Genomic DNA, 25,131 nt, shown 5'->3' with positions numbered 1-25,131 from the left:
GCATTTGCTATGTGACTCTCTACCGCTGTGGGCACTACGACATTGCCAGGCTCCAAATACAAGAAAGCCCGACTCTAAAGAGCCGGGCTTTTTACGTCCGTTGAAAAGTGAAATACATGTCTTTACGTAATATCACCACCTCCGTAGCGTGGGTTGAGTATCACGAAACCCGCGGATAACGCTCGCCGCACATCTTTGTATGGTAAATATAGCGTTTCAGCAGTGAGCTTTACGAGTGCTTTAGCGTAATTATGCTTGTGCGTAGTTAGATTTATTACCTAGCCAGCGATGAATTAAAGGGTCTATAAGGTCGGGGTTTTGCTTTAGCATTTGTTGTGCAATGGGCCTGACTTGATTTAGCGTGTGTTTATCTCGAGTAAGATCCGCTATTTTAAATTCTGCTAAGCCAGTTTGTTTAGTGCCGAGCACTTCACCTGGCCCACGTATTTCTAAATCTCGCTCTGCGATGACAAAGCCATCGTTACTGTCTCTTAATACACCTAAACGTTTTTGAGCTGTGTGAGAAAGAGGGGCGTGATATAACAGTACGCAATGCGAAGCGGTGGCTCCTCGTCCTACGCGCCCGCGTAATTGATGTAATTGTGCTAATCCTAAGCGCTCAGGATTTTCTATGATAATTAAACTGGCATTAGGTACGTCTACACCTACTTCTATTACAGTTGTTGCAACAAGTACGTGAATATTGCCTGCTTTAAAGTCGCTCATGATCGCTTGTTTTTCAGCGGCTTTCATACGGCCATGAACGAGCCCGACATTAAGCTCTGGCAATGCCTCTTTTAATTGTAATGCGCTGTCTTCAGCTGCTTGGCATTGTAGGGCTTCTGATTCGTCAATAAGGGTACATACCCAATAAACCTGTCTGCCTTGTTCATTACAGGCAAGCTTAACACGGTTTATTATATCGTCTCGGCGTGTATCAGGAATGGCAACAGTGGTTATAGGTGTGCGCCCAGGTGGTAACTCATCTATCACTGAGGTTTCTAAATCGGCATAGGCCGTCATAGCCAATGTACGCGGAATGGGGGTTGCGGTCATGACTAACTGATGAGGGTAACAATTACCAAATTTGCCTTTTTCACGCAGTGAGAGGCGTTGATGAACACCAAAGCGATGTTGTTCATCTATGATAATCAATACTAAGTTGTTAAATTTTACCTCGTCTTGAAATAGGGCGTGCGTTCCTACTATCATTTGCGCTTCCCCTGAGGCGATTTTTTCAAGTGTATTAGTACGCTCTTTCCCTTTAGTTTTACCGCCTAGCCAGGCAACGTTAATCCCAAGACTTTCAAACCATTGCTTAAAATTTATTCCGTGTTGTTCAGAAAGGATTTCTGTAGGTGCCATTAGGGCAACTTGAAAACCTTGTGCTATTGCTGTTAATGCACTTAATGCTGCAACCAGTGTTTTACCTGAGCCTACATCACCTTGCACTAATCGCATCATGGGGTAGGCATGCTGTAAATCCCCTTTTATTTCGGCTACAACTCTATTTTGTGCATTAGTCGGTGCAAAAGGAAGTTGCGCTAAAAATTGGCTCTCTAATGTATTTGTAGGGCTTAGGGAAACTGCACTTACTTGCTGCCCTTGCTCGCGTACTTTTAATAAGCTTAAGTTTTGGGCAAGCAGCTCTTCAAACACTAAGCGTTGTTGTGCCGGATGAATGCCTTGGTCAAGCGAAATAACGTCAACATCATTCGCAGGGCGATGAAGTAGCAATAAAGCTTCACTTAATTGCATATGTGACGGTTGCCATTTTTCAGGGATAAGCTCTTCAACAGAATACTTATGTAATAAATCGATGGCTTGTTCACTTAACGCTCTAATTGATAATTGTTTTAAGCCTTCGGTGGTTGAGTACACGGGGGTTAGTGTTGCGGCGGTTGGTTGCTCGTTTGGGGTATCGCTAATGCTGTATTCTGGGTGGCTCATTTCAAAACCAACGCGCCCGCGTCTTACTTCACCAAAGCAACGGATTATTTTGCCACTGCTAAATGCGTTTTTTTGCGCTGCTGTAAAATTAAAAAACCGTAAAGTAAGCCTACCTGTACCATCGTTTATTTGCACCACTAACATACGCCGTTTACCAAAGGTCACTTGGCTTGTTTCTATTGTTGCCTCAACAGTGCAGTGGCTGTGCAAAGTAACATCGTTAATAGCATAAATACGGGTACGATCTTCATAGCGTAAAGGCAAATGAAAGAGCATATCTTGCACGGTAGCTATACCTAGCTTTTGTAGGCGTTCGGCCATTTTTGGTCCTACCCCTTTAAGTTCTGTAATAGGGTATTGGCTTAAGCTAGGTTTAGACAATGTAGGCTCAAATCTGTTTATTTGTGAATGAGTTAAGTGTACTCACAGGTTTGCTAAGCATCAAGCATGTTTTAAAGCTTGCCAAAACTGCTCGTTAGCGACTATTTCACCTTCTTCATCGAGTGGTGGGTAAGGTAGGTTTTTTAATCTACATTGTTTAGCAATAACTGGGTGATACCCTTCAAAATACATAGGGTGTTTAATCTCTTCACTTAGCATATCGCGCTTATATAGCCCTGCTTTTTCTCGTTGCTGTTGTGCTTCAAATAAAATAAGCGCAGCAGCTACTGATACATTAAGTGACTGCACCATGCCTTGCATAGGAATAATAATATTTTGATCGGCGTGTTTTAGCGCGCGCTCAGAAATTCCCGTTTTTTCTTGGCCAACGATTATAGCTGTGGGTTTTGTGTAATCGATTTCTCTAAAATCTACAGCATCTTCGCTCAAGTGTGTTGCTAATATTTGTACATCTGGGTTGTGCTTTCGCATCATTGCAGCAGCATCATCAATATTTTTATGCAAGTGTGTTTCTAGCCAGTTTTTACTGCCGCCAGAAGTATTATTGGTCAGCCATTTTTGGTTTTCTGGCCATACAGCATGCACATGATGGCAACCTACTGCATCAGCACTTCTTACAATAGCTGAGAGATTATGATGTTTATGTACGTCTTCTAGGCAGACTGTTAGGTCTGTTTGGCGACGTGAGAGCACGTCTTTTATTCGTTGGTAGCGATTTTGCTGCATGGTGATCCTCTTTTTTGATAATTATACGTAATTTTATCTATTAAGGCATTACTGTGCGGCTAATTGGATTTTGCAAAGAGATTAGGGTCTCGGTTGATTGAATAGCCTCTATAGCTTGTATTTTATTAATGAGCACGTCTTGCAGATGGTCGATAGACTTGGCCATTACCTTTATAAAAATGCTGTAGTTACCCGTGGTGTAATAAGCTTCAACTACCTCTTCTAATGCTTCTAGTTTAATGAGTGTTTCTGGGTAGTCGCGAGCGTTGTTTAAGTTAATACCGATAAAACAACATACATCGTAACCAAGTTGCTTTGTACTAATGCTTAATTGGGTGCCGGTAATGATGCCCGCTTGTTTCATTTTTTCTACGCGCACGTGAATTGTGCCGGCACTTACAGCAAACCGTTTAGCTAATTCTGCGTAGGCTGTACGGGCATTGGCCATTAGAGCGTGAAGTATATGTTTATCGAGATTATCGATTTGATAATTTTCCATTATTTTTGCTTACTTAAATTAGTGAATCTACATTTTTATACTGTGTAAATTAATCGATTTTACATATTAAAGCTATTTTTATTATGGGTTATTGAATTAAAAGTTTAAATCGTTACAGTAACCTCATTAAAGGCGCCTGCAGGGTGCTTTTTTATTAATAAGCAAGTAACAATAACTGGGAATGAGGCCAATTATTATGAGTTCACACTATGTGCAGCAACAGCAGCAAATAAGTAAAGTTAAGCAGTTTTTTTCACAGCAATTAGAGCAGCAACTAGGGTTAGTTGAAGTTCAGGCTCCTATTTTGGCCAAAGTAGGTGATGGCACACAAGATAACCTGAGCGGCCACGAGAATGCAGTTGCTGTTAACGTAAAAGCAATTACCGATAGCAGCTATGAAGTTGTTCATTCGCTTGCTAAATGGAAACGTAAAACGCTAGCGACTTATGGCTTTTCTGTAGGTGAAGGTATTTATACGCAAATGAAAGCGTTGCGCCCAGATGAAGACTCATTAAGCCCAATACATTCTGTTTATGTTGATCAATGGGATTGGGAGAAGGTAATTTGCCAACGTACTGAACGTACGCTCTCTACATTACAAGACACTGTTAAAGCCATTTACACTGGCATCAAGCAAACAGAGCAGTTTGTAAGTGAAAGCTTTGGTATAGCCCCATTCTTGCCCAATGAAATCACGTTTATACACAGTGAGCAATTACGCAAAATGTACCCTGAATTTAGCGCAAAGCAACGCGAAAAAGCCATTGCTCAAGAGTACGGTGCGGTATTTTTAATTGGTATTGGTGGTGCATTAGGTGATGGCAAAATCCATGATGTACGCGCTCCAGATTACGACGATTGGTCTACCCAAACGATTGACGGATACACAGGATTAAATGGCGATATTTTAGTGTGGAACCCTGTGTTAGAAGATGCCTTTGAAATATCATCTATGGGTATTCGTGTAAGCCCTGATGTATTAAAAGCGCAATTGAGCATAACAGGCGATGAAGAACGCCTAGCATTCGATTGGCATAAAGCGTTACTAGAAGAGGCTTTCCCACAAACAATTGGTGGCGGGATAGGGCAATCGCGCTTAGCAATGTTATTACTGCAAAAGCAGCATATTGGACAAGTCCAAGTAGGTGTATGGCCAAAGCAAACGCACGATACGGTAAGTGGCTTACTGTAAATTATAAAGGGCGCTAAATGCGCCCTAATGTGTTTTAAAGTTTATTTCTACTTTATTGTTTTGTAGGTTTATATTGCAAGGTGGGTAGTTGCGGGTAGTTTTTAATACTTTATCAAAAATATGGATCTCTACCCCTGAGTGTAATGATGTATTAACGACGAGATTTGCATCGCTTAGTAGGTCGTGGAGTTCATGATCTAGGCTAGATAACTTTTTCTCTAGCTGCTCTGCTTGTTGGCAATAATGCTGCTGTGTTGCGCCAATTTTTTTAATGAGCAGATTCTTTTTTTCTATATCTTTTACTTTATCTGCTTTTTCTAGTGCTGCTTGAAGGGTATCAAGCTGCTCATCGGTTTTTGCTAAATCTTTAAAGCAGTTATCTGTGTCGGCCGTTATTTCAGCGCCGGATGCGGCTAAATTGATAGCCATTTTTGCGCCTGATTCATTGCCTATTTCGCCAGCAATTAACACGGTTGCATCAAGAATCTCTCCACCAAAAATTTTCCCTTTGGGTAACTCTGTTTGGCCAACTTGTAATAAGTGTTTTGCTTTAATCGCACAATGGCTAGCTTGGCGGTCTATAAAAATGTTTTTGCCTTGCATATAACAGTATTGTGCGTGAGATACATGAACATCACCTTCACTTTTAATAGAGCAAGACAAAGTTTTATCTTCGAGCTTTTGATGGCCAATAATGCCTTGCTTTACAGTGATGTTTCCGCCGGCTGATAATTCGCCAGATTCGACCGTGCCAAAAACAGTAATGTCGCCTTTTGCCGTGACTCGCATTCCTGGGTCAATGTTTTTAGTCACAATAACACTGCCTTCAAAATCAATATGGCCGCTTTTAACATCTACATCAGAGATGGTAAAAATATCATCAACTCGCATACCGTTAGGTATTTCTACGGGGACTCCCGCTGTTGTAGAAACAAGCTCGAGCGGATTTGTTTTTGATATTTCGGCGCCTTCGCCTGCCACTAACTTTTTATTTTCGCCGGGTTTAGCCGGTAGTATGTCACCTACTACAGTGAATCCTTCTTTACCGGGAGTTGCAGGTTGTTGGCGGATCAGTACAGTGCCGGGCTCTACGCTTGCCAGTTTACCAAAGTCGCGCATATCAACACTGCCATCTTCCTTCATTTTTGGTGCTTTTAGGCGATCTTTGAGGGTTTCTACCATAGCTACAAATTTTGTTGCTGTGCCTTCTGCTGGTAGGCGGCCTTTGGCTAGAATCCCTTTTGCCACTGTACCTGGGGGTAAGTTAAATTGTTTATCTAAAAGCTGCTCTAAAAAAGCTTGTTTGTAACCACGTACAACCCCTGCTTTTATGAGTTGTTTTTTGCCCTCTTCTAACGAAAGTACTTTACCACCATAAGCTAAAGTTAGCTCACCTATGGCTTGCATTTTATCTTCACTTAACGTTACCACAAGCGATGCATCGTGCTTACTTGCTACAACCAAGGTTGGCTCATTATTTTGCGCTTTAAAAAAATTATCAATAGCCTCGTGGTCAATTTTGCATTCGCAAAACGTCGACTTCTCGAGTGCATCAATTATAAAAGCGGCGCTAGGTGGAGCGTGCTTACTTACATCAAGTAATACGTTCCCATTATTGGCAAGCTTAAACACTAGTTAATCCTTTTCTACTACTTAAGTTAAGATTGATTTTATTGCATGATTACAGAGTGCTAGATATTTACATGTGAGTCAAGAAAGGGCGATAAACAAAGGCTAGCAGTAAAAAATAGAGCTATAAAGGGGGTTTATAGCTCTGTATTTATTAATTAGTTGAAGGAAGTTCCATAATGCCGTCAATTTCAACTTGTGCGCCTTTTGGTAAAGCACGTACACCTAGTGCTGCACGGGCAGGATAAGGCTGCTTGAAATATTGGCTCATTACTTCATTAACAGTGGCAAAGTTTGATAAGTCTGTTAGGTAAATATTAATTTTAACAAGATCTTGGATTTTACCGCCTGCTTCTTCGCACACCGCTGTAATGTTTTTAAATACTTGATGTGTCTGCTCGCTAAAGTCTTCTGAAACCATTTCCATTGTTTCTGGGACAAGTGGAATTTGTCCAGATAAATAAACGGCAGTACCTACTTTAACCGCTTGGCTATAAGTGCCGATAGCAGCAGGTGCTTTTTCGGTAGAAATAAATGCTTTATTCATGAGTTTCCTATTTTACTTTTTACGATAGACTCTTTGCACATCAGGCATCACGCGAATGCGGCGCATAATATTAGCAACATGGACGCGGTTTTTAACGGTAACGCCCAAGTCTATCACATATAAATTACTTTCTTTTTCGTCGGTAGTGATCTCAACAATGTTGGCTTGGGTTGTAGCAACAACATTTGTGAGTTTAGCCAAAGCCCCTTGGTGATTAATTATTTCCACCCGTAGCGCAGCTATATATTCTTTTTCTGGATTGTCATCCCATTTTACAACCAGGTATTTTGAGCGTTCGTTTTCCCAACCGCGAATATTTTTACATTCTTGGCGGTGAACCGTAAGCCCTTTACCTTGGCTAATATGTGCAGTGATGGCATCCCCTGGTACAGGTCGGCAACACTTAGAATAATTAACCAACATGCCTTCGGTACCAATAATGGTTGCTTTGGCTTGTTTGCTAATATCTGACAAGTCGTCGCTTTCTTCTTGCAATAAGCGTTTAGCGATTAACACGCTCATTAAGTTACCTGCGCCTATTTCTACCAGTAATTCTAATACTGTAGATAGTTCGTGCTCTTCGAGTACGCGGGCTATGTTTTCATCGGCAATGCTGTCGAGCTTATTTTCACCCAAGGCAGAATCGAGTAAGCGTCGGCCTAATAACAATGCTTCTTCTTGGTGTTGGCTCTTAAGGTAGTTTCTTATCCCTAAACGGGCTTTACCTGTAACTATAAAGTTTAACCACGTTGCATTAGGGTGTGCACCCGAGCTGGTAATAATTTCAACACTTTGCCCAGTATCTAAGGCTTTGCTTAGCGGGTAAGGTTTACGGTTTACTCTAGCACCTACACAAGTGTTACCTACATCAGTATGCACCGCGTAAGCAAAATCAACCGCGGTAGCGCCCATTGGCAACTCTACTATGCGGCCATCGGGGGTAAATACGTATATTTCTTCTGGGAACAGCTCGGTTTTAACGTTCTCGACAAATTCGAATGATGAGCCGGCACTTTGTTGAAGCTCCAGCAAACTTTGCATCCATTGACGCGCACGCTGTTGAGCTGTGTTACCCGCGCCATCACCGGCTTTTTTATACATCCAGTGCGCAGCAACCCCTTTATCGGCCATGTGATCCATGTCATGCGTACGTACTTGTATTTCTACCGGAATGCCGTGTGGGCCTACTAATGACGTATGCAAAGACTGATAACCATTTGTTTTAGGTACGGCTATATAATCTTTAAAACGCGTTTCGATAGGTTTATACAGGTTATGTGCTACACCTAACACGCGATAACAGGTATCCATTGCATCTACGTTTATTCTAAAGGCGTAAATATCCATTACCTCATTAAAAAGCAGCTCTTTATTAAGCATTTTTTTATAAATGCTATAAAGGTGTTTTTCGCGCCCAGAAACCGTAGCCTTAATACCAGACTCTTCAAGACGTGCTTCTATTTCGGTTTGGATGTTAGAAATAACTTCTTTACGATTACCTCGCGCTTTTGCCACTTCAGATTTAAGTGCGCGATGACGCATAGGGTATAAAGCCTGAAAACCTAAATCTTCTAGCTCATTTTTAATATCGTGAATACCTAAACGGTTTGCAATAGGTGCGTAAATTTCAAGTGTTTCACGGGCAATACGACGGCGCTTATCAGGGCGCAGAGCGCCTAATGTACGCATATTGTGAGTACGATCGGCCAGTTTGATTAAAATAACCCGAATGTCTTGGGTCATAGCCATGATCATTTTTCGGTAGTTTTCAGCTTGGAATTCTTTTTTGTCTTTAAAGCTGAGCTTATCGAGCTTACTTACCCCTTCAACAAGTTCGGCAACCGTATCGCCAAATATTTCGGCTAAGTCCTGTTGGCTAAAATCGGTATCTTCAATAACGTCATGCATTAGCGCGGCCATAAGTGTTTCATGGTCAAGGTGCATGCCAGCAAGAATTTGGGTTACTTCAACAGGGTGAGTAATGTACGGCTCGCCGCTTGAGCGAGTTTGCCCCTCGTGAGCCTCTCGGGCTACCACGTAGGCTTTTTGCACTAGCTCTACTTCAGCAGCAGGCAAGTATTCAGATATTTTCTTTTTAAGACCTTCAAAAAGATACATTCACACTCCAATGTTCTCGTGAAGCAATAAGTAACGGTAAGTAATAGAATATACGATGAAAAGAGGGGATTGCCAACGGCTAGAGTAGAAATACTGAGCCGTTGACTAAATCAAACCGGGTGGTTGATTATTGATTACCGCCAACAATAGCAGCAACCGCAGCTAATTCAGCTGCTTCTTGGTGTTGTTGTTCTTCACGGTCAATAACGTCCATTGATGAACTATCAACTAAACCTTTTTCGATTTCACGTAGAGCGATAACGGTTGGTTTGTCATTTTCAGCGTCTACTAGTGGGTCTTTACCACCAACAGCAATTTGGCGGGCACGACGAGCCGCAACTAAAATTAAGTCAAAACGATTACCAATTGCATCTACTGCATCTTCAACTGTTACGCGAGCCATCTCAGCACTCCAAAATAATTTAAAAGCAAAGGCGTAGTTTACTGCAAGCAGCTTGTTTCGCCAATAGCCAGTGGTTAATTTTTACCAGTTTTCCCTGTAAAGGGCATAAATGGCTTATTTAAGTAAGTTTGTAATTAAATCGTGATGACGACTAGCTTGTGCTTTTAACGTTAAGCGCTGCGCTAATACGATAGTTTCAATATTGCTAAGGGCGGTTTCAAAATCATCGTTAACCACAACATAATCATATTCATTGTAGTGCGATGTTTCTGATTGCGCTTTAGCCATACGCCCAGCGATGACCTCGGCAGAATCTTGGCCTCGGTTATTTAAGCGTTGCTCTAGCTCTGCTTTTGAAGGAGGCAAAATAAAAATTGTTTGCACGCTTGGCATAATTTTGCGCACTTGCTGCGCACCTTGCCAGTCAATATCTAAAAATACATCAATACCGGCATTCAGCTGCGACTCAATAGCCTGCTTTGAAGTACCGTAGTAATTATCGAATACTTGCGCCCATTCAAAAAAATCATCTTTAGCAATTAATGCTTTAAATTCATCGGCGCTTACAAAGTGATAATGCACCGCATTTTCTTCACCAGGGCGAGGGCTTCGGGTGGTATGCGAGACCGATACTTTCATATCTGCATGTTTTTTTAATAACGCCGTGATTAAGCTAGATTTACCCGCACCAGAAGGCGCAGATAAAATAAATAAATTTCCGCGAGTTTGAGCCATGTTTTTCTCTACTTAAAATAAACAGGCTTGGACTAAATCAATAATCCAAGCCTTTAATTACGCTATTGTACTTTATTTAACACTTTTTACTCAACCATCTCTTATTAACAGCCCCCCCTGCTTGTATGTAGGGGTTTTCCCCTATGACTTATAGGGAGTGATCCTGATATGCAAGAAAGCGCTTTGCTTATTAAATGTACTTGTAAACAAAATATTAACCAAACAATGTTAAGCAAACATTCTTTTAAGTAGGTGGGTAAATTATGAAGTCATCAATTAAGAATATACTGGCTGGTCTTTCTCTTGCAGGATTTAGCCTTAACGCTGCAGCCGCAGCTGTTATAGGTAATCAACTAGAACAAAAACTACAAACAATGACTGCAGCAGACACTACCATGGTAGTGGTCAGTTATGATCAACTAGGCGCACTAAGTAATACCCAATTACAAAACTTATTAAGCTTAGGCTTGGTTGAAGGTGTGCAACTTAAGTCTTTGCCAATTATAGGCTTGTTGGCTACACCTTCACAAATATCTCAGTTAGTAAACGTGCCAGGTGTTCGTTCTGTTTATGCAAATAGATCACTTACTTATTTTAATAAAGAAGCACGCGAATTAACGGGTGTAGATAAGCTTCAATCAGATGATTTTGAAGCCCACAATGGAATCAAATTTACGGGCAAGGGTGTGACCGTAATAGTGAATGACTCGGGTATTGATGCCACATTAGATGACTTAGAGTATGGCTCTAAGGTTATTGAAAACGTACAGGGGGTTACACATGCACAAGCAATTTCGCTTACTGGAATAGATGGTGTTTGGATAGAGGGCCAACCAAATACAGACCTAAATGTAGGACACGGCACTCATTGTGCTGGCACTGTAGCGGGTTGGGGCTCTCATTCTGATGGTGAATATAAAGGTGCGGCTCCAGGCGCTGACTTAATTGGCTATGGCTCTGGAGCTGGTTTGTCGATTTTAGATGCGTTGGGTGGTTATGACTATGCGATTAGTCATATTTGGGATTTCAATTCGCCAATTCGAGTAATGAGTAATTCATGGGGCTCAAGTGGTAAGTTTGATCCATTAGGACCAATTTCACTGGCTTCTTATAAGGCTTACAAGTTGGGTATGATTTCAGTATTTGCAGCTGGAAACTCAGGTTCGGGCGAAGATACACATAATCCGTATGCTCAAATCCCGTGGGGGATGTCGGTTGGCGCGAGTACTAAGCAAGCTGAGTTGATTGATTTTTCATCGAGAGGCAAAAATGGTGAAGTAGGCGACTTTACTATGCCTGACGGCAGTGAATGGACTTATAAAAATGAAGTAAGTATTGTCGCCCCTGGTGTTGATATTATCTCTACAAGAGCAAAAACGAATGTTGTATCTAATGGCGGAGCAGATGATATTGATGCCATGCCTGCTGAGCACCTTCCTTATTACACTATGATTTCGGGCACATCAATGGCTACGCCGCATGTGGCTGGTGTGATTGCACTTATGCTAGAAGCAAACCCAGAACTCACACCTTTAGAAGTGAAAAAAATCATCCAAGAAACGGCAACCAATATGCCAGGCTATGAAGCATGGGAGGTTGGTGCAGGGCATATAAATGCATATGCAGCTGTTGCAGGTGCATTAGGTTACGATAACCAAAATAGCGTAACAGTTAACAACTTAAGTGACTTTAATGCTAACGCCATTACATTGGCAGACGCTGATCCGCAGCCTTTTGAAGTCTTATACTCACCGGTTGGGGAGCCTGAAGTGCACAGGTTTAACGTAAATGCAGAGGATAGTTGGATAAATGTTTCTTCTGAGGTTTTTGCTACAACCACTAAGTTAAAGTTAGAAGCGCCAGATGGCACTGTGTATATGGGTAACTTAACACTGCCAGTACTTGATACAACTATGCGGGTTTCTGCACCTGCGCAAGAAGGCGAATGGAAATTATCTGTATATGGAATGACATCGTTATCCGGCGTACAAGCAGACCCTACTGGATTAACTAACGGCCCAGGCGTACCTGAATTTATTAGTGGTGAAATTTCAATTTTAAAATCGGGTGGCTACGAAGGGCTAGACGATATTGAGGGGCATCCAGCGCAAAATGCAATTGAGTTTGCTGTCAGTGAGCGCTTAGTTGATAGCAGAAACAATCTTTTATATCGCCCAGATGCAAACCTTAAACGCAAAGAACTTGCTAAGTATCTTGTTATGGGTATGTCTGTTAGGCAGCATAGAGATATTTTAAACAATGAAAAAATGCCCCTTTCAGATGTAAACGGCCAATACACACCTTTCATTGAAGCTGTGACTGAGGTTGGTTCTGCGTTAAAAGATCGCACTCAAATCCAAGCACCAGTTATGCTCACAAGCGAAGGGACATTTTCACCTCAAGGTAATGTAACAAAAGAAGAGCTGGCCTATTCACTGGTTCAAGGACTTGGTTTAGAAGAGCAAGTGCGTGCCTTTACAGGTGATATCACAATTGAATATAACTCAGAGCGTATTCCAGTATTAGATACAGACCAAGTTGCACCTGAGTTTAGAGGCTATGTTCAAGCTGCTATTGATATGTCACTGATTAACGTTACCTATCAAGTTGAGCAAGGACCTTATGATTTATCACCAACTGTTGTTGCTTACTTTAAACCTCAAAGCAAGGTTAAGCGTGGCGACTATGCGGTAATAATTTCTCGTTTATTCAACAATTACTTACGTAAATAATTACTAGTAACTTAAAAGCCAGTCATATATTTGTCTGGCTTTTATTTGTTGCAATAAATGCATGTATCATGCTAGTTTTTAATTACAGGTGAAAAAATAGTAACCATTTTGTAGTTGGTTCATTAGTTGTGTTTTCTGAGGATCACTATGCTAAACATAAAAAAACTATTAATTGCTTCATATACAGGGTGTTTACTGTTTATGAGCTCGCAAGTAGAAGCTACTGATATTGTATCAGTCAATATTCATGGCAATTCTGCTGAGGCTATTATTGAGCTACCAGGTGGAGTTTCTGCGGATATAACCTTAGAGTTTGAAAATGCGGTAGGGTTAACAGCACAAAATTTAGGTATCAGTGCTGAAGTAGTTGATATTACCTCTCAAGCGTTGTTACAGCGATTACCGAGCATTACCGATATAGCACCGTCAGCTGCTTTTCCTATGATGATAACAATAGAGCCGCAGTTAACGAGTGGCTTTTCTTTTTCTGGTTTGGCAACCGTTGATATACATACTCATAACTTAGAGTATACCGCGGGCACGCCGCTGCGCTTTTTCAAAGCGCCATTAAACGGTGAGTTTAAAGATATTACTATGACCATGGGAGCTGGCAGCTACAGAGCGCGTGGCTCTACCGGCCGTTTCTCTCAATTTATAATTGTTGCTGACTTACGTCCTCAAGTAACGGTGATAGACTCTAAATATAATGATTTGCAAACTGCTTTAAACAACTTTTCAGCAGATATTGACCCCGCTGTTTATTCAGCTTTATTACAAGATTTAGCAGATGTAAATCAGCTTATGTTGCTGCAAAATTACAGTGCTGCAAGCAACAAACTTAATACCTTTAATCGAAGAATAAGCGATAACAGTGGCGATAAAGTACCTAATGTATGGCGCTCTAGCAGAGATATAAGCAATGTGGCGGGGGAGCTCATGGCTTATGCGAACACCTTACGCTTTAGTCTACGTTTAGCTAATTAGTATCAACAAAAAGACTATTTAAAGAGTAAAACTATGCCTGCGCGAATTACGGTTTGTTATACCAACCAGCCAGCGGTTGAAAGTTTTTTATATGAGGAGAGCGACTATCGTATTGGTCGCTCTAAAGAATGTGAGCTAATACTTGAGCATCCTACCGTTTCGCGCCAACATGCGACCGTAGTTAACTTAAATCGTGTGTGGCAGCTTAATGATGAATCAAGTCGAAACGGCACTCGAGTTAATGGGCTGGCTATTTCTACCTCAACCTTAGAAGATGATGCCATAATATCTATTGGTAAATTAGATTGCTTATTTGAGTCTAAATCTACACAGCAAATTCAAGCTATTCAGAGCCACAATAATTGGCGGTTATCTGCGAGTAAGCCAGGCATAAAAAATATTACAGATAATTTAAAGCAAAACTTATTATCACAATTACAAAGCCTGATTATGCTTACCGGTACGCAACGAGGGGGGGTGTTTTTAGGCAACACTTTACAAAGCCTAAGTGTGTGTATAACGCAGGGGTTATCGAGCAAAGATTTTAAGCTTAATAATTTTGAAGGGAGCATTGGTGCAATATCGCAATGTTACTCAAAAGGTAAGCCTATTATTGCCATGGATATAACCCACCATCAACTTTTAAGTAGTCGACAAAGTATTGAGCTTAAAAAAATATCGGCTTTAGCGTGTATCCCCCTGACTTATGAAGGTTTAATTATTGGGGTTATTTACACCGACAGCAAAATGTCTGGAAAGGTGCTTACAGAGTTAGATCTTGAAATATTAACCAGTATAAGTTTGCAAATAGAGACCACAGTACAAGCTATTTTACTTCAACAGTCTATAGAGTTATTACAGTCGCAACTTATAAATTCCTCTTCTTTTGACGGTAATGACTATAATTTATTTAAATTATGTCATTAAAAGAGTAACGCGATATCAACTCCGACGATCGTAATCAAAGTTCATTAAACGAAACACAACTTATATCGCCGCAAAGCGATTTACAATCAGGAAGCTTGTTAGTTGGGCGTTTTGAAATTGTCTCAGCCCAAGGGCGCGGGCAATATGGTTGTGTATATAAAGCACTTGATACACAACTGCAAACTTACGTTGCTATTAAGGTGCTTAATAGCGCACTTCACAACAGTGAGCAGGCAATTAGTTCATTTAAAAACGAGCTACTTTTAGTCAGGCAACTAAGTCACCCAAACATAATCCGTGTGCATGAATATTACTTCGATCAACAACTTCACTTTATAACAATGGATTGGATAGAGGGGCTTACATTAGAAGATAAAATCGCAGAAAAAAAACTCACCTCTCAAGAAATAATTGATATTGTTAAACAGCTTTTTGCAGGGTTAGCGTGCGCAGATGAAGTTGGTATAGTTCATAAAGATTTAAAGCCCGATAATATTTTAATTGATACTGAAGGCAAGGTTTACATTGCCGACTTTGGCTTAGCAGCTTTAAAAAATAACGATAACAGCCAAAGTATTATTGGCACGCCTTACTACGCGGCACCTGAGTATCTACTGCAAGGTAAAGTTAATAAAAGCACTGACTTGTACTCCCTCGGGGTAATTATTTATCAGCTTTGCTGCCATTCAATGCCTTTTAAGGGGAATAGTCTTGAATTAATCATTGATAGTAAGCTTTCAGGAAATATTAAATTTAACCCTTATCAGGCAAGATTAAAGTCATTAAAAGCTTTAGTGCTCAGTATGCTTGCTGCAAATACTCAGTCTCGGCCTGAAAGTGTAAGCCTCGCCTCACGCTTATTTGAGTCGCTTATTAATAAAAATGCTAAGCGTAATACTCGCCCCGTAATGCTATTTGCAGCCGCTTTTGTATTTGTTGGGTTTATTTGGGTGCTAGCAACAGTTGAAAATACGGCAAACACAGATAAAGCAAACTATTCGTCTATTGCTATTTTACCTACAGTCATGAATAGCGAAACGGAAGATGATGCGTTTACTGACTTTATACATTACAGATTGTCGCATGTGAGCAATTTAAGAGTTATCGATACTTCGCGTGTTACAAATTTGCTAAAGCAATTAGGTTTAAATCCGCCATTAGATAAAGCCAAAGTAGAGCTACTGTCTGACTTACTTAAGGTGGATGCTTTAATTAGTCCTGCAGTTATTCGCACAGGTGGTAACAATCAAGATGTTCAAATTAAACTAATAAAGGTCGATGGCTTCAATACTAACGAATCTCTATTATTAAATGCCCCGCTTGATGATAAAAAATGGAATAGCGTTGCAAGTCAGGCCGTAAAAAATTTAAAACAAGCCCTTAACCTAAAAGAGCAAGCCGGTAAATCACTGTTACTTAGCAGCCCTCCATCAAAAGCATTGTTTAATATAAAAAAGCAGATTGAATTGGGTAATGTAGAAGAGGCAAAAACTAAGTTGCAATCGTTATTGGCTCAAAACCCTAACTTAGCGCAAGGTTGGTTGGTGTTAGGTGAGCTTTTGTTAGAAAATAATTTGATAATAGAGGCAGAACAGGCGTATTCAAAAGTGCTACAGCACGCTAAACCTCTAACTTACAGCGCTAAATTTGCTAGTGCGCGGCTTAATGATTTAGCAGGTAAAGTAGAACTGGCTAAAAATGATTATTTAGAGCTCATAAAAGCATTCCCTTACAATATTGAATTAAAAATTGCCTTAGCAGAGTTTTACTTTTTTATAGAGCAGCATAGTAAGGCTGAGCAATTGTTGTTAGATGTTGTAAAGCTCGATCCATACCACCCTAATGCTTGGTTTATGCTTGGTCGCGCTGCTTTTTTACAAGGTGATTTAAATAAAGCAGTGGATGATTACTTTGTAAAAGCACTGGTTACAGCTAAAAAGTTAAAGAACCCACTTAAAGAGGGGGAAGCATTAAATGCATTTGGTGTTGTTTACGGTCAACAAGGAAATACCGAACTGGCGTTTGATTATTACTTACAAGCATTAACAGTACGTCAAAACATGGAAGACTCGGCAGGTGTAGCTACAACCATGACAAACTTAGCTTCTTTGTACCTTGCTGAGGCGCAGTATAAACAAGCTGAAGACTATTTAGAAAAAAGCTTAGATATATATACCCAGCTAGGCGATCAGCAAGGGCTTTCTAATTCTTATAATGAACTAGGTGTACTTGCTGAAGAACAGGCACTTTATCAAAAAGCGTTAAAGCATTATCAAGATGCGCTAACAATCAGAATAAACCTTAGTAACCAAATGCTACAGGCTGAGAGCATGAATAACATTGGCTTTATGTATTACATGTTACTCAATCATGAACATGCTTTAGTTTATTGGCAGCAGGCTGAGCAGCTATTTCAACGTATTCAATTTCCAATAGGCATTATTCATGTGCAACAAAACTTAGCGCAAATTGAATTATCAAAAGGAAATTGGCGTAATGCTTTTCACCTTTTTAATAACACGCTTAAAGATGCTAGTGCGTTAAATAGTGTAGAAGAAACCATAGTTGCTAAAAGCTACTTAGCTAAGCTTGGCTTTTTACAAGGTGGTTTTAAACAGAGTTTTAGTGAGCTTGAAAGTGTTTATCAGCAAGCTGAAGCGCTTAATGACGTAAGAGCAATTGCCGAGTTTGGTTTATGGCTTGCGGATTGGTCAATGCAACTTGGCTTAAAAGAACACGCTATTAGCTATTTAGAAAAAGTGGAACTGGCTGTCGCGAATAACGGTAATGTTGAGTACCACAATAAACACGCCTTTTTATCTCGCTATATTAATGATCAACTTCACTTAAACAACTTACAAAGCCAAGCGCTAGTTGCACCTGATTTTGCTCATCAATCAGTGTATATACGTGAGCTTATTTATGCAGCCCGAGAACACCTACGCACCGGTAAAAAGGACATCAGTGCTTATTTAGCCAAGTTAAAAGCTGCAGATTACGAATTACAAAAGTACCAATACATTGACTATTTAGAGCTATTGGCCATACAGCAGTTTTTAAATAAGCAATGGCAAGCACTTCAAGCAACACTTAGAGAGGCAGAGCTATTACAAAGAAACATGGGAGGCTATTGGCGTAGTTTTCAATTTGACCGACTGCATGCACAACTTGCATTAGCAAATGAGGCCGACTCTTCGGCGTATACAGCTAAAGTAGATAAAAAAGTGGCAGATCTGCTCAATAATTTACCTAAAAACGCTGAACGCACATTTTTATCAACCTTAAGTTATTTTGAATTAAATGACGGCTTTGGAGAACTTAGCGCGAATGACTAACGATAGTGATACGGATATTGCTTATTTTGTTGAGCAATTAAACCAAAAACAGCAGTTAATTACCCAGCAGCTCAATACAAATAATGAGCAAATGCGTGGTTTGGCAAAGCGGGTATGGCGTGTTCAAGAAAACGAACGTAAGCAAATAGCGCAAGAGCTACACGATGGCGTAGGGCAGTTATTAACAGCACTTATAAACCAATTACAACAAGTGCAAAATGACTCACCAACTAATGAGTTAACGCAAAGTATAGAGCTGGCTCGTCAAGCATTGTCAGACACACGTGTGATTTCTCGGTTAATGCGCCCTCGTATTTTAGATGACTTAGGATTAGTGCCCGCTCTTGAGTGGTTGGTAAGAGTTATGGGTGAGCCTTGTGAGGTTTTAGTAAAGCTCCATCATAAAATTGATGCGCCGCTCAAAGATGAGATTCAAACTTTAGCCTTTAGGGTTGTTCAAGAGGCGCTTACCAACGCGATAAAACATGCAGATGCTTCTTTAATCACAATTAATTTAATCGCTACTGAAAGCTTATTAATGATAAAAATAAAAGACGATGGTGTAGGAATTAAGGTGAGCCCGCAAAATTACAAAGAGGGCTTTGGGTTAGGTGCTATGCACGATAGGGTTGCAGCTTATGGCGGGCAATTAACTATAAATTCAGCCCCAGGTGAAGGCAGCGAAATAAAAGTTTTAGTAACAGGCAAGGAGGTTTTATGATCAGCGTTCTGGCGGCAGACGATCATACAATTTTACGCCAGGGGCTAGTAAGCTTACTTAGTAAAGATGAGAATATTTGTGTAGTGGCAGAAGCCGCTGATGGTATGCAGGCTGTTACTAAGGCACTAGCATTAAAGCCATGCGTTATTGTTATTGATATAAGCATGCCTGAACTAAACGGCATGGAGGCAGTTAAAAGGCTGCACGAACAACTCCCTGAATCTAAAGTATTGGTTTTGACCATGCATGAAGAACAAGAGTATGTAATTCATATGGTTCGTGCTGGTGCATCAGGCTACTTATTAAAAGATAGCGCCAGCGATGAGTTATTAGATGCCGTTAATGCACTCTCACAAGGTAAAACGTATTTTAGCCAGTACGCAGCTAATGTTTTAGCCTCTTTATCGTGCAAGCCAGCTGAGCAATGGCAAGACCCATATAAAAACCTTACCAGCAGAGAGAGAGAAGTTTTTCATTTAATAATTGAAGGTAAAACAACAAAAGACATAGCGCGCTCACTCGATATTAGCGTTAAAACGGCTGAAAACCATCGAGGAAAGGTGCTCGATAAGCTCAGTGTTGCTAATGCTGCAGAGCTTGTACGCTATGCAGCTAAAAATAACCTATTGCTATAAAACGGGTGTTTTAACTAATACACCCTAGGGGTTTTCCCGTATGTTTTAAACGTTAGTTGTTTGCCATTCTCAATGGGTCAAAACAATTAAGGTGTAAGCTCATGTTTAAAACAACACTAAAAACTAAAAAATTACTGATCGGACTTATGAGTGCGGGTATGTGCTTAGCGCCCTTGCACGTATCAGCAAAGTCATTAGGGCCGCAGCTGCAACAACTACTTACAAGTGCAACAGATCAAGATGCTTTTGAAGTAATCGTAACGTTTGAAGGTAAAGGAAAGCTAACAAGCGATCTAACCAATGTTATCGAATCGGCGGGTGTCCTTGGAGGGATCACCTTTAATAATCTACCAATTATGGGAATAAAAGCGACCAAGGCTCAAATTGATGCAATTTATGCCTCTGATAAGGTCCGCTCAGTTTGGTATAACTCACCACTTACGCTTGAAGACGATGGCTCAACACAAATTACAGGTGTAGATAGGCTCCGTGAAGATTCATCTCTACGTAACCAAGGCATGCCTTTTTCGGGCCGTGGTATTGGGGTAGTAGTTAACGATTCAGGTGTAGACGGCACTCACTCAGATATTAAATATCCAAACCATGTTATACAAAACGTATTGGCGCAAACCAATTTGCACTCTCTTTCTGAAATACTACCTATTACCTATCAAGAAAACACGGCAAATACAGATATTGCTGGTGGCCATGGTTCGCACGTAGCTGGCATTATTGGTGGTAATGGCGCCATGTCTAGTGGTAAGTATCAAGGGGTTGCGCCCGGAGCTAAAATTATTGGTTATGGCTCAGGAGCTGGTTTATTTATACTTGATACGATAGGGGGCTTTGATTACGCTTTAACTCACCAATACGATTACAATATTCGTGTGATCTCTAATTCATTTGGTAGTACTAGTGATACAGGCACCGACTTCAACCCAGATCACCCAACCAATGTGGCAACAAAGCAGCTTTCAGATAACGGTGTAATAGTGGTGTTCTCTGCAGGGAACTCAGGTAGCGGTGAATCGACGATTACTGGTAATTTTAAAAAAGCACCTTGGGTTATAACGGTTGCTGCAGGAGATAAAGATGGGCAGTTAGCCGATTTTAGTTCTCGCGGCGTTAAAGGTAAATCAGGCGTTGTAAGTGTAGATGGCGAAACGTTTACTTGGGAAGATCGCCCTACAATTACTGCACCAGGCGTTGATGTTATTTCTACACGTGCTTCTTTATCTAGTTTAAGTGCACTGAGCATTACAGATGATAGCGAAGTGATGGAAGCCAGTCACGTACCGTATTATACATCTATGAGTGGTACCTCGATGTCTGCCCCGCACATTTCAGGTGTTGTTGCATTAATGCTTGAAGCTAATCCAAATTTAACTTGGCGAGAAGTTAAAAGTATCTTGCAAAAAACAGCAACTAATATGCCTGGCAAAGAAGCGTGGGAAGTTGGCGCAGGTTATGTAAATGCTTACGCAGCAGTACAGTCGGTTGTAAACACACAGCTTGCATTTGGTGAAACGACTAAACTACAACGTGAATTTAATGCTTACGCGTTAACATCAATACAAGCAGACTATAGTGAATCAGTACCCTTTAGCCCAGTGGGTGAAAACGACGGTATTTTAATTCCCGTAAATGTGAATGCTTCCATGGTAATGGTTAACGCTAATGTTGACGATAATACGGTTGGCTTATCACTCGTTAGTCCTTCAGGTAAAACGTATAGTTCAAGTATTGCATTACCCGTTTTAGGACAAAATATCGCAGTTACTGCTCCGGCTGAATTTGGTAATTGGACCTTAAAAGCGCATGGTATTGGGGGAGTGTCTGGTGTTGATGTAGACCCCGCTGGCCTTACAAATGGTTACGGGCTACCTAGTGAAATCACTGCAAATATTAAAATAGTTAAGACCGATGGGTATAAAGGCCTCAGAGATATTAGCGATCATCCTGCAAAGTCATTTATTGAATATGCCGTTAGTGAGCAGCTAGTTGATGCTAAAAGAACAGGTTTTCATCCGAATGACTATCTTTTACGCCAAGAGTTAGCTGACTTTCTTATGTTAGGAGGAGGAATTAGACAGTCGAACTTAGCTAAAAATAGTCAGTTCAATGATGTATCAAACGACTTTACTGCGGCTATTAATAGTGTGACTCAAAAAGGGGCTGCACTTAGAAATACAGAGCAAGATCAAGCAGCAGTTATGCAATCCGATGCAAGCTTATTTAGCCCGCTTGAGTCAGTTAGCCGAAATGAGCTCGCGTATTCATTAATGCAATCTTTGGCATTGGAGAATCAAGCTTTTAGCTTTGAAGGTGATATAACTGTAGTTTATGGTGAGCAACGAATAGCGCTAACAGACCAAGAGGCAATCCCAAGTGAGCTAAAAGGTTATGTGCAACTTGCTTTAGACTTAGGGGTAATGAATGCTTATTACAATATTAGCCAAAATGCTTATGATTTAGAGCCCACGGTATCAGCATCGTTTAATGGTGATAAGTTAATTACACGAGCAGATTACGCGGTAGCAATCACAAGGCTTCACAAAAACTAACCCTCCGATGAAGTATTAAGCACCACTTTACCAACATGTATTGTGGTGCTTTTTTATATGGACTAATAGTTATTCAATATTCTGAATTTGCTCTCTCATCTGCTCAATAAGCACTTTTAGCTCCACAGCTGCATTAGTAATATCGCTATTAATAGACTTAGAGGCTAGGGTGTTTGCTTCGCGGTTAAACTCCTGCATCATAAAATCTAAACGGCGGCCACACGCGCCACCTTTATTAAGAATTTTTTTAGTTTCTTTTACGTGCGATTTTAAGCGGTCGAGTTCTTCGGCAACATCTTGCTTTTGCGCAAGGTAAATAAGCTCTTGTTCAAGGCGAGATTCGTCAATGTCGGTTTTTAAGTCTTCAAGCTTTTGATTAAGCTTTTCACGCTGCCACTTTGCTATTTCTGGTAAGTGACTTTCTACTACAGTAACTTGCTCAAGTATGGCATCAAGACGAGTGGCAATCATTTCTTCTAAATTTGCGCCTTCATCGCCACGGGCTGATTTAAAATCTTCAACTACTTGGTCAAAGCCCGCTATAAGTGCTTTATTAACGGTATCTAAATCGAGCTCCTGTGCTTCCATTACGCCAGGCCAGCGCAGTATATCAACTGGGTTAATGTCGCCACTGCTTTGTTGCTGCACCCATTTAGCACTATTTATTAGTTGCTCAGCAAGTGACTCATTAATTGATAGCTCACCCACGTGTGCTGGATTTGCAACAAACTTTAAAAATACTTCAACTTTACCGCGTTGCAAATTTTTACGTAAACGCTCACGAATTACCGGCTCCATGCCACGAAATTGCTCTGGTGCGCGAATAAACGTTTCAAGGTAGCGCTGGTTTACTGAACGAATTTCCCAGGTGCCAGTGCCCCAATCGCCTTTAATTTCGCGACGCGCATAAGCAGTCATACTGTGGATCATGGATAAGTTCCTAAAATTTATTAATACAATATTGCGATGATTATACCGTAACACTGCTTAACCTCTAGAGAAAATTTATTACGCTGAATATTTTACAATCAGCATGGCATCTACCTGCACATGCACTTATAATGTCGCAAATTCAGAATTAAGGGGATCGTCAATGCGTCCAAGCGAAAGAACACCTAACCAAATTAGACCGGTATCATTTACACGTAATTACACATTACACGCTGAAGGCTCAGTACTTGTTGAGTTTGGTAATACCAAAGTACTTTGTACTGCTACGGTTGAAGCAGGTGTACCACGTTTTATGAAAGGCCAAGGTAAAGGTTGGATCAACGCTGAATACGGTATGCTACCGCGCTCAACGCATACGCGTAATGCTCGTGAAGCAGCACGTGGTAAACAAGGCGGTCGTACTATGGAAATTCAACGCTTAATTGCTCGCGCATTAAGAGCTGCAGTAGATTTAAAAGCGCTTGGCGAAAATACCATTACAATTGACTGTGATGTGATTCAAGCTGATGGCGGAACACGTACTGCATCTATCAGTGGTGCATGCGTTGCTTTAGTTGATGCACTTACTCACATGCGCGCTAAAGGAATGATCAACTCAAACCCACTTAAGCACATGATTGCTGCTATTTCGGTAGGTATTTATAAAGGCCAACCAATTAGTGATTTAGAGTACCTTGAAGATTCTGAAGCCGAAACCGATATGAACGTAATTTTAACTGAAACAGGTAAAATTATTGAAGTGCAAGGTACCGCAGAGGGCGAACCATTCTCGTTCGACGAATTAGATGAGCTACTTACACTGGCTAAACATTCAATCCGTGAAATTATTGACGTTCAAAAACAAGCGTTAGCATAAGCGAGTACCCCAATGAAAGATTATCAAAAAGAGTTTATTGAATTTGCTTTAGAAAAGCAGGTTTTAAAATTTGGCGAGTTTACCCTTAAATCAGGTCGTACAAGCCCATACTTTTTTAATGCTGGCCTTTTTAATACAGGACGTGATTTAGCACGTTTGGGTCGTTTTTATGCATCAGCCCTTGAAGACGCCGCAATAGAATACGACGTTTTATTTGGCCCAGCTTATAAAGGTATTCCTATTGCAACCACTACCGCAGTAGCGCTGGCAGATCACCATGATAAAGATGTACCTTATTGCTTTAACCGTAAAGAGAAAAAAGCACATGGTGAGGGTGGTACATTAGTAGGTTCTGCATTAACGGGCAAAATTATGCTGGTGGATGATGTGATCACCGCAGGCACTGCGATTCGTGAATCAATGGAAATCATTGCCGATAACGGCGCAGACCTGAGTGGTGTACTAATAGCACTTGATCGCCAAGAAAAAGGCAAAGCTGAGCTTTCAGCTATTCAAGAGGTTGAGCGCGACTTTAATACCAAAGTGATCTCTATTGTAAAATTAGCTGATCTTATTAGCTACCTTGAGAGCCAAGGTACAATGGACGAGCATTTAGCATCAGTTAAAGCATACCGAGATCAATACGGTATTGCCTAACTAAAAAAAGCCTCGCAATTGCGGGGCTTTATTTTGACCACAGTAAATAGAGCTAATAATGAAAGATGTATTTAAACCTAACGGCCTTGGTATAAAGCGTATATTTAAAGCAACGTATTGTTCATACCTTGGTTTTAAAGCGGCCTTTATAGAAGAAGCGGCTTTTAGGCAAGAGTTGCTACTTAGCATTATTTTGCTACCCATTTCTTTTTGGCTAGCTTCATCGGTATTACATTGGGCATTGTTAGTAAGTACATTACTGATCATACTGATTGTGGAATTACTTAATTCAGCAATAGAAGCGCTCACTGATCGCGTAAGTACAGAGCGCCATGTATTATCGGGGCGTGCGAAAGATATGGGATCTGCAGCGGTAACACTCTCATTAATGATCCTTACGATCGTGTGGGGTGCTAGTTTGTATATAAAGTTATTTCAGTGAACCCTCTATATAAACCAATTAATACACCTAAAATGTTAATAAAGTGCTAGTTATGTTGTGTTTTTAGCGCATTTAGCTCAAATACTCAGCGAACAGTCATTTATTTCAAGTTTTCTTCAAAAAAGG

The 25,131-nt window shown here is 40.6% G+C and carries 20 protein-coding genes; 11 read left to right on the top strand and 9 right to left on the bottom strand.

The window, feature by feature from the left end:
• Positions 1–249: 249 nt before the first annotated feature.
• From recG to asnC, 3 genes are read right to left on the bottom strand one after another with little or no spacing between them, the layout of a single operon-like run.
• Complete coding sequence (gene recG / locus AN390_RS19280) at positions 250–2,331, bottom strand: ATP-dependent DNA helicase RecG (protein WP_055255804.1); 2,082 nt, start codon at positions 2,329–2,331, stop codon at positions 250–252.
• A gap of 60 nt (positions 2,332–2,391) precedes the next feature.
• Positions 2,392–3,078, bottom strand: coding sequence for a tRNA (guanosine(18)-2'-O)-methyltransferase TrmH (trmH, locus tag AN390_RS19275; protein ID WP_024032415.1), 687 nt, complete (start codon positions 3,076–3,078; stop codon positions 2,392–2,394).
• Between the two features lie 40 nt (positions 3,079–3,118).
• Complete coding sequence (gene asnC / locus AN390_RS19270; RefSeq protein ID WP_055255802.1) at positions 3,119–3,577, bottom strand: transcriptional regulator AsnC; 459 nt, start codon at positions 3,575–3,577, stop codon at positions 3,119–3,121.
• 196 nt (positions 3,578–3,773) lie between these two features.
• Here asnC and asnA point away from each other — a divergent pair, with 196 nt between their 5' ends.
• Complete coding sequence (gene asnA / locus AN390_RS19265) at positions 3,774–4,769, top strand: aspartate--ammonia ligase (RefSeq protein ID WP_055255800.1); 996 nt, start codon at positions 3,774–3,776, stop codon at positions 4,767–4,769.
• Between the two features lie 24 nt (positions 4,770–4,793).
• On the opposite strand, the gene AN390_RS19260 is transcribed toward asnA, so the two are convergent.
• The 5 genes from AN390_RS19260 to gmk all read right to left on the bottom strand — a co-directional run bounded on the left by AN390_RS19260 (position 4,794) and on the right by gmk (position 10,201).
• A complete protein-coding gene (locus tag AN390_RS19260) occupies positions 4,794–6,401 on the bottom strand; it encodes a DUF342 domain-containing protein (RefSeq protein WP_054983951.1) in 1,608 nt (535 codons plus the stop codon).
• A gap of 151 nt (positions 6,402–6,552) precedes the next feature.
• Positions 6,553–6,945 (bottom strand): RidA family protein, encoded by a 393-nt coding sequence (locus AN390_RS19255; protein ID WP_004588255.1) that lies wholly within the window; start codon positions 6,943–6,945, stop codon positions 6,553–6,555.
• 12 nt (positions 6,946–6,957) lie between these two features.
• Positions 6,958–9,063, bottom strand: coding sequence for a bifunctional GTP diphosphokinase/guanosine-3',5'-bis pyrophosphate 3'-pyrophosphohydrolase (spoT, locus tag AN390_RS19250; RefSeq protein ID WP_004588254.1), 2,106 nt, complete (start codon positions 9,061–9,063; stop codon positions 6,958–6,960).
• A 127-nt stretch (positions 9,064–9,190) separates the two neighbouring features.
• Positions 9,191–9,466 (bottom strand): DNA-directed RNA polymerase subunit omega, encoded by a 276-nt coding sequence (gene rpoZ, locus AN390_RS19245; RefSeq protein WP_004588253.1) that lies wholly within the window; start codon positions 9,464–9,466, stop codon positions 9,191–9,193.
• Positions 9,467–9,580: 114 nt separating this feature from the next.
• On the bottom strand, positions 9,581–10,201 hold the full coding sequence (gene gmk, locus AN390_RS19240) for a guanylate kinase (protein WP_055255798.1): 621 nt from the start codon (positions 10,199–10,201) through the stop codon (positions 9,581–9,583).
• A 263-nt stretch (positions 10,202–10,464) separates the two neighbouring features.
• Between gmk and AN390_RS19235 the strand changes: the two genes are divergently transcribed.
• From AN390_RS19235 to AN390_RS19205, 7 genes are all read left to right on the top strand, one after another.
• Positions 10,465–12,933 (top strand): S8 family serine peptidase, encoded by a 2,469-nt coding sequence (locus AN390_RS19235; protein ID WP_055255796.1) that lies wholly within the window; start codon positions 10,465–10,467, stop codon positions 12,931–12,933.
• A 147-nt stretch (positions 12,934–13,080) separates the two neighbouring features.
• On the top strand, positions 13,081–13,917 hold the full coding sequence (locus tag AN390_RS19230; RefSeq protein WP_054983948.1) for a DUF6689 family protein: 837 nt from the start codon (positions 13,081–13,083) through the stop codon (positions 13,915–13,917).
• A 33-nt stretch (positions 13,918–13,950) separates the two neighbouring features.
• The gene (locus AN390_RS19225; RefSeq protein WP_055255794.1) at positions 13,951–14,844 is read left to right on the top strand and encodes an FHA domain-containing protein; all 894 of its coding nucleotides are present in this window, start codon (positions 13,951–13,953) and stop codon (positions 14,842–14,844) included.
• Between the two features lie 95 nt (positions 14,845–14,939).
• Positions 14,940–18,179, top strand: coding sequence for a serine/threonine-protein kinase (locus tag AN390_RS19220; protein WP_055255792.1), 3,240 nt, complete (start codon positions 14,940–14,942; stop codon positions 18,177–18,179).
• Entirely contained in the window at positions 18,172–18,900 is a 729-nt protein-coding gene (locus AN390_RS19215; RefSeq protein WP_029773155.1) for a sensor histidine kinase, read from the top strand. Before AN390_RS19220 ends, AN390_RS19215 begins: the two co-directional genes overlap by 8 nt.
• Positions 18,897–19,535: a response regulator transcription factor gene (locus AN390_RS19210; protein ID WP_055255790.1), complete on the top strand. Its 639-nt coding sequence runs from the start codon at positions 18,897–18,899 to the stop codon at positions 19,533–19,535. The genes AN390_RS19215 and AN390_RS19210 overlap by 4 nt, the downstream gene beginning before the upstream one ends.
• Positions 19,536–19,636: 101 nt before the next feature.
• Positions 19,637–22,099 (top strand): S8 family serine peptidase, encoded by a 2,463-nt coding sequence (locus AN390_RS19205; protein ID WP_055255788.1) that lies wholly within the window; start codon positions 19,637–19,639, stop codon positions 22,097–22,099.
• 69 nt (positions 22,100–22,168) lie between these two features.
• On the opposite strand, the gene AN390_RS19200 is transcribed toward AN390_RS19205, so the two are convergent.
• Entirely contained in the window at positions 22,169–23,029 is an 861-nt protein-coding gene (locus AN390_RS19200; protein ID WP_024032427.1) for a YicC/YloC family endoribonuclease, read from the bottom strand.
• Positions 23,030–23,192: 163 nt separating this feature from the next.
• On the opposite strand from AN390_RS19200, the gene rph reads away from it, so the two are divergent.
• From rph to AN390_RS19185, 3 genes are read left to right on the top strand one after another with little or no spacing between them, the layout of a single operon-like run.
• The gene (rph, locus tag AN390_RS19195; protein ID WP_004588248.1) at positions 23,193–23,906 is read left to right on the top strand and encodes a ribonuclease PH; all 714 of its coding nucleotides are present in this window, start codon (positions 23,193–23,195) and stop codon (positions 23,904–23,906) included.
• 12 nt (positions 23,907–23,918) lie between these two features.
• Positions 23,919–24,563: an orotate phosphoribosyltransferase gene (pyrE, locus tag AN390_RS19190; RefSeq protein ID WP_004588247.1), complete on the top strand. Its 645-nt coding sequence runs from the start codon at positions 23,919–23,921 to the stop codon at positions 24,561–24,563.
• 58 nt (positions 24,564–24,621) lie between these two features.
• Complete coding sequence (locus AN390_RS19185) at positions 24,622–25,005, top strand: diacylglycerol kinase (RefSeq protein ID WP_004588246.1); 384 nt, start codon at positions 24,622–24,624, stop codon at positions 25,003–25,005.
• The last annotated feature ends 126 nt before the right edge of the window (positions 25,006–25,131 follow it).

Origin of the sequence: Pseudoalteromonas sp. P1-11, assembly GCF_001399995.1 — a bacterium.
Taxonomy (GTDB): domain Bacteria; phylum Pseudomonadota; class Gammaproteobacteria; order Enterobacterales; family Alteromonadaceae; genus Pseudoalteromonas; species Pseudoalteromonas atlantica.
This window is presented reverse-complemented; position numbering and strand designations above follow the sequence as displayed.